The organism is Streptomyces africanus, assembly GCF_002150735.1.
GTDB lineage: Bacteria > Actinomycetota > Actinomycetes > Streptomycetales > Streptomycetaceae > Streptomyces > Streptomyces africanus.
The window spans coordinates 1-5,924 of the sequence record NZ_MUKA01000341.1 but is presented as its reverse complement, the minus strand read 5'-3'; the positions used below and the strand labels follow the sequence as shown (position 1 = coordinate 5,924).

The window sequence follows — 5,924 nt, the reverse complement described above, 5'->3', positions numbered from 1 at the left end:
GTGCTTTCCAGGTTCCCGCTTTCGCGTTTCCCTTTCCGGCGGTTCCGACTTTATCAGAAGTTTTGAGCCGGACTGACCGGCCACTCGTTTCCGATTCATCGGGAGGGGGCTTCAATGAAATCAGTGTTTCATGAAGCAGATAGATGCTCACTGTCGCCGATCTGGGGCTGAACCCCACGTCCAGGCAACTGTTCAAATCTACCTCCCCGCATGAGCCGTGTCAATGACTCCTGTGGGGCGAAGAGGACACTAGCAGTTGAACGGACGTGGTCGCACATCCGGTGGCCGTGGGGCCGTTCAGGCAGCTGTCGGGACTGTGGCGCTGCGTTCCGATGCCTCGACGTCACCGGTGTCGCCGGCGCGGGCCGCGCGGCCGCCCAGGACATAGACGTAGGCCAGGAAGGCCAGCTCCGCGGCGACTCCGATGGTGATGCGGGCCCAGGTGGGGAGGCCGGAGGGGGTGACGAAGCCTTCGATGGCGCCGGAGACGAAGAGGACCAGCGCCAGGCCTATGGCCATGCCGATGGCGGCGCGGCCCTCTTCCGCGAGAGCTGTGCGTCGTGTGCGGGGGCCTGGGTCGATGAGGGTCCAGCCGAGGCGCAGGCCGGTGCCGGCGGCCACGAAGACGGCGGTCAGTTCGAGCAGGCCGTGCGGGAGGACCAGGCCGAGGAACGTGTCGAGGCGGCCGGCCGAGGACATCAGGCCGCAGCCGATGCCCAGGTTGAGCATGTTCTGGAAGAGGATCCAGATGACCGGGAGGCCCAGGAAAACGCCCAGGATCAGGCACAGGGCTGCGGCCCAGGCGTTGTTCGTCCAGACCTGGGCGGCGAAGCTGGCGGCCGGGTGGCTGGAGTAATACGTCTCGTACTGGCCGCCGGGGCGGGTGAGGTCGCGCAGTTCGCTGGGGGCCGCGATGGAGGCCTGTACCTCGGGATGGGTGCCGATCCACCAGCCCAGGAGGGCCGCGACCGCCGTGGACAGCAGCGCGGTGGGTACCCACCAGTGGCGCGACTTGTAGACGGCGGCCGGGAAGCCGTGGGCGAGGAAACGCGTGACGTCGCGCCAGGAGGCGCGGCGGGTGCCTGTCACGGCACTACGCGCGCGTGCCACGAGTTGGCTGAGCCTGCCGGTCAGCTGGGGGTCTGGGGCACTGGACTGGATCAGGGAGAGGTGCGTGGCGGTGCGTTGGTAGAGGGTGACGAGTTCGTCGGCTTCCGCACCGCTGAGGCGGCGCTGGCGGCGGAGCAGGGCTTCGAGGCGGTCCCACTCCGCTCGATGGGCGGAGACGAAGACGTCGAGGTCCATCGGTCTGCCTGCTCCTCGGCTGTTCGTCGGCGGCTCGTCGTGGATCAGCTTGTCGTACTGCGGCGCGATGCGCCCACAGCTTGGCAGACTGGCCCTGTCGGGGGCAGGGCAGGGGAAGGACGGCGGGCGTGAGTGAGCTGGTGACGGGCGAGGCGGTGGCGTTGGAGCTGCGGCCCGCGAGGTTGCCCAGCAGGGCGCTGGCCGTGTTGCTCGATCTTGTGGCGGCCGTGGCCGTCTACGTCGCGGTGACCATCGCGGTCGTGGTTTCCACTGCGTCGCTGGACGATGCGGCGCAGACGGCGCTGTCGATCGCGACGTTCGTTCTCGTGCTGGTGGGCGGGCCGATCGCGGTGGAGACGCTCAGTCATGGGCGCTCGCTGGGGAAGATGGCCTGCGGGCTGCGTGTGGTGCGGGACGACGGGGGGCCGATCCGGTTCCGGCATGCGCTGGTGAGGGGCTTGATCGGGGTGATCGAGATCCTCATGACCTTCGGTGTCGTCGCCTGTATCGCCTCGTTCGTGTCGGCGCGTGGACGGCGGCTCGGGGATGTGTTCGCGGGGACCCTCGTCGTCCGGGAGCGGATTCCGGTCGCGCGGACCGGCTTCGTGCCGCCTCCCCCGCCCTGGCTGGCGGGGCGGTTCTCGGGGCTCGATCTGTCTGCGGTGCCCGACGGGTTGTGGCTCGCCGTGCGTCAGTATCTGACGCGTATGCAGCAGTTGGACCCTCAGGTGGGGTGGTCCATGGCGGAGCGGCTGGCGGCGGATCTCGCGGAACGGACGGGGTCTCCGGTGCCGCAGGGTGTTCCGCCGGCGGCGTTTCTGGCGGCGGTCGTGCATGAACGGCAGGCGCGGGAGGCTCGGCGGGCTTTCGGGAGCGGGTCGTCCTCGTCGGCCAGTCCGGCTGCCGCGGCCGCTCCGGTTTCCGATGCGGCTCCGGTTGCTGGGGTCGCTTCGGCTGGGGGCGCGGCGTCCGATGCATACGGACGACCGCCGGTTGTGCCGCCTGGTGCCGTGGTTCAGCCGTCCGGTGCGGCTGTGGAGTCGCCCGGTGAGGCTGTCGAGTCGGCCGGCGGTGCTCAGTCCGCGGAGTCGCATGAGGTGCCTGCGGGTGAGCGTCCCGGGACCGGGTTCGTGCCGCCGGTGTAGAGGAGGGCGGGCTGCCCGTTCAGCGGGGGCCTGCCTCAGGTGAGTACCGACGGCGGTGATTCGAGGTCTTCGAGCTCGACGCCGGGGGCCGCGAGCACCACGTCCCCAGCGATGTGCACGGAGTGCTGCTCGCCCGTGTCCAGGGCTGTGACCTGGTATTCGTCCACGGTCAGGGGGCCGTTGTCAGTGGCGTGTGCTTCTCTTTTCAGCAAGGTCCACGACTGGTCCACGGTGCGCGGGGCGAGGACCGGGTCCGTGAAGGCGACGAGGCGTACGCGGGTGCCTGCTGAGGAGGGGGTGAGGCGCAGGAGACGGCTGGTGGCGACGAGGAACGCCGGGGAGGTGCCGGTGAAGGCGTGGGCGCGCACATTGCCTTCGGTGGCGTGGGTTCCGGTGGGGTCGGTGCGGACCCAGGTGACGCCGTCGAGGGCGGCGCCGCGGACCTGCCAGGCGGCGGCGTGGAGTTCGAGGCGGATGGGACGGCCGAGTTCGTCGAGGGTGAGGTCGACGGAGCCGTGGTGATCGCCCGAGGGGGTGGTCAGCTGGGAGACGTAGCGCCAGCCGGAGGGGCCGGGGGCGCACTGGAAGTGTTCTTCTGCGAGGGGGGTGTGATCGTGCGGATCGTGGAGCGAATATCGGCCGCGGGGCATGGGGGTCCTGGGTCTTGACGGGCTGGGCCGGGTCGCTGGTCCGGCGAACGGGGCAGGCCCCCGGCACGGGGGTGCGGGGGCCTGCCTCGGAGATCCGACCGACAGCGAACTGACCGGCAGCTAACTGACCGGCAGCGGTGCTGCTCGGCTCAGTACCGGTAGTGGTCCGGCTTGTACGGGCCCTCGACCTGCACGCCGATGTACTCGGCCTGCTCGGGGCGGAGCGTGGTCAGCTTCACGCCGAGCGCGTCCAGGTGGAGGCGGGCGACCTTCTCGTCGAGGTGCTTGGGCAGCACGTAGACACCGGTCGGGTACTCGTCGGGCTTGGTGAACAGCTCGATCTGGGCCAGGGTCTGGTCCGCGAAGGAGTTGGACATCACGAACGACGGGTGTCCGGTGGCGTTGCCCAGGTTCAGCAGGCGGCCCTCGGAGAGGACGATGATCACCTTGCCGTCGGGGAAGGTCCAGGTGTGGACCTGCGGCTTGATCTCGTCCTTGACGATGCCGGGGATCCTGGCCAGGCCGGCCATGTCGATCTCGTTGTCGAAGTGGCCGATGTTGCCGACGATGGCCTGGTGCTTCATCTTGGCCATGTCGCTGGCCATGATGATGTCCTTGTTGCCGGTCGTGGTGATGAAGATGTCGGCCTTGTCGACGACCTCGTCGAGGGTCGTGACCTGGTAGCCGTCCATTGCGGCCTGGAGGGCGCAGATCGGGTCGATCTCGGTGATGATCACGCGGGCGCCCTGCCCGCGCAGGGACTCCGCGCAGCCCTTGCCCACGTCGCCGTAGCCGCAGACGACCGCGGTCTTGCCGCCGATGAGGGTGTCGGTGGCGCGGTTGATGCCGTCGACGAGGGAGTGGCGGCAGCCGTACTTGTTGTCGAACTTCGACTTGGTGACGGCGTCGTTGACGTTGATCGCCGGGAACAGGAGGGTGCCGTCGCGCTGCATCTCGTACAGGCGGTGGACACCGGTCGTGGTCTCCTCGGTCACGCCGCGGATCTCGGAGGCGAGCTGGGTCCACTTCTGCGAGCCGTCCGTGATGGTGCGGTGCAGGAGTTCGAGGATGACGCGGTGCTCGTCGGACTCGGCCGTGTCGACGGACGGGACCTTGCCGTCCTTCTCGTACTCGACGCCCTTGTGGACGAGGAGGGTGGCGTCACCGCCGTCGTCGAGGATCATGTTCGGGCCGCCGGTGGGGCTGTCCGGCCAGGTCAGCGCCTGCTCCGTGCACCACCAGTACTCCTCCAGGGTCTCGCCCTTCCAGGCGAAGACCGGGACGCCCTGCGGGTTGTCGGGCGTACCGTTCGGGCCGACGGCGATGGCCGCGGCGGCGTGGTCCTGGGTGGAGAAGATGTTGCAGGACGCCCAGCGGACCCGTGCGCCGAGGGCGACCAGGGTCTCGATGAGGACGGCGGTCTGCACGGTCATGTGCAGGGAGCCGGTGACGCGGGCGCCGGCCAGGGGCTGCGCTTCGGCGTACTCCTTGCGGATCGCCATCAGGCCGGGCATCTCGTGCTCGGCGAGGGTGATCTCCTTGCGGCCGAACTCGGCCAGGGAGAGGTCGGCGACCTTGTATTCGACACCGTTGCGGGTATCGGTGCTCAGCGAGGTTCGAGGCAGTTCGGAGGTCGTCATCAGCGTGGATCAGCCTTCTCTCGGTTAGGGCATGAGCGAGTCAGGCCCGGAGGCGGTAGCGGAGCGTCACCACGCAGGGCCCTCGCTCATGCCCGATAAACACGGTCTCGACCGCAAGGCTAGTCGGTTGGCCCGCACTGTGGTGCGGGTGTGCCGGTCGGCGCGATAGCCGATCGGTAACGCTCTCGGCGGGTCCGGTGATCAGGCCGCGACAGGCCCCTGGGCCACCGCCGGGAGCCGGCGCCGCCGACCGGGAGACAGATTGGCGCGGGTGATATCGCCGTCGTAGTGGGCGAGGACCCGTTTGTCCATCACTCGCCGCCACACCGGCGGTACGACGGCCAGCACCACCATCGCCGCGTAACCGGCGGGCAGTTGCGGGGCCTCGTCCGAACTGCGCAGGGTCTGGTACCGGCGCCCCGGGTTGGCGTGATGGTCGCTGTGTCGCTGGAGGTGGAACAGGAAGATATTGGTGACCAGCCGGTCACTGTTCCAGCTGTCACGCGGGGTGCACCGGCGGTAGCGGCCGTTGGGCCGGCGTTCCCGGAGCAGCCCGTAGTGCTCGATGTAGTTCACGGTTTCCAGCAGTCCGGCGCCGAGCGCCGCCTGCAAGAGCAGGTAGGGCAGGATCTCCCAGCCGAAGACCAGCATCAGGGCGCCGAAAAGCGCCACGGTCATCGACCAGGCCTGCAGGATGTGGTTGCGCGGGCTCCACCAGCCGCGGCCGGCCCGCTGCAACCGTTCCCGCTCGAGGGTGATCGCGGAGCGGAATCCACCGACCACACTGCGCGGCAGGAAGGTCCACAGGCTCTCGCCGAGCCGGGCACTGGCCGGATCCTCGGGGGTCGCGACCCGGGCATGGTGGCCACGGTTGTGTTCGACGAAGAAATGCCCGTATCCGGATTGCGCCAGGGCGACCTTGGCCAGCCAGCGTTCCAGGTGTTCCACCCGGTGCCCGAGTTCGTGGGCGGCGTTGATACCGATCCCCGAGACCAGTCCCAGGGTGGTGGCGAGACCGATCTTGTCGAGGACGCTCAGCTCGGAACCGGCCCACAGATAGCCGGCCAGGGTGAGGCCGATCAACTGGAAAGGCAGGAAGAGATAGGTGCACCACCGGTAGAAGCGATCGTTGGAAAGAGTTTCGTAATCCTCGTCGCGCGGGTTGGTGCCGTCGTCGCCGACGA

5 protein-coding genes are annotated in these 5,924 nt (G+C 68.8%); 1 reads left to right on the top strand and 4 read right to left on the bottom strand.

Translation table 11 applies throughout. From position 1 onward, the window contains the following. Positions 1–297 precede the first annotated feature (297 nt). Positions 298–1,305 (bottom strand): stage II sporulation protein M, encoded by a 1,008-nt coding sequence (locus CCL05_RS34785; RefSeq protein WP_086564635.1) that lies wholly within the window; start codon positions 1,303–1,305, stop codon positions 298–300. Between the two features lie 128 nt (positions 1,306–1,433). Here CCL05_RS34785 and CCL05_RS34780 point away from each other — a divergent pair, with 128 nt between their 5' ends. Beyond that, the gene (locus CCL05_RS34780; protein ID WP_086564634.1) at positions 1,434–2,450 is read left to right on the top strand and encodes an RDD family protein; all 1,017 of its coding nucleotides are present in this window, start codon (positions 1,434–1,436) and stop codon (positions 2,448–2,450) included. Between the two features lie 35 nt (positions 2,451–2,485). Here CCL05_RS34780 and CCL05_RS34775 read toward each other — a convergent pair whose 3' ends face one another. The 3 genes from CCL05_RS34775 to CCL05_RS34765 all read right to left on the bottom strand — a co-directional run. Next, positions 2,486–3,100 carry a hypothetical protein gene (locus CCL05_RS34775; RefSeq protein WP_086564633.1) on the bottom strand — a complete coding sequence of 205 codons (615 nt, stop codon included), beginning with the start codon at positions 3,098–3,100 and terminating at the stop codon, positions 2,486–2,488. A 149-nt stretch (positions 3,101–3,249) separates the two neighbouring features. Further along, entirely contained in the window at positions 3,250–4,740 is a 1,491-nt protein-coding gene (gene ahcY / locus CCL05_RS34770; RefSeq protein ID WP_086564632.1) for an adenosylhomocysteinase, read from the bottom strand. Between the two features lie 201 nt (positions 4,741–4,941). Continuing rightward, positions 4,942–5,924: alkane 1-monooxygenase (locus CCL05_RS34765; RefSeq protein ID WP_107400549.1), on the bottom strand; the 983-nt coding region annotated here is incomplete at its 5' end.

What these genes read in the sequence shown, in the direction of transcription:
- CCL05_RS34785 (WP_086564635.1), bottom strand. Translation starts at nt 1,305, where the DNA reads ATGGACCTCGACGTCTTCGTCTCCGCCCATCGAGCGGAGTGGGACCGC.
- CCL05_RS34775 (WP_086564633.1), bottom strand. Translation starts at nt 3,100, where the DNA reads ATGCCCCGCGGCCGATATTCGCTCCACGATCCGCACGATCACACCCCC.
- ahcY (WP_086564632.1), bottom strand. Translation starts at nt 4,740, where the DNA reads ATGACGACCTCCGAACTGCCTCGAACCTCGCTGAGCACCGATACCCGC.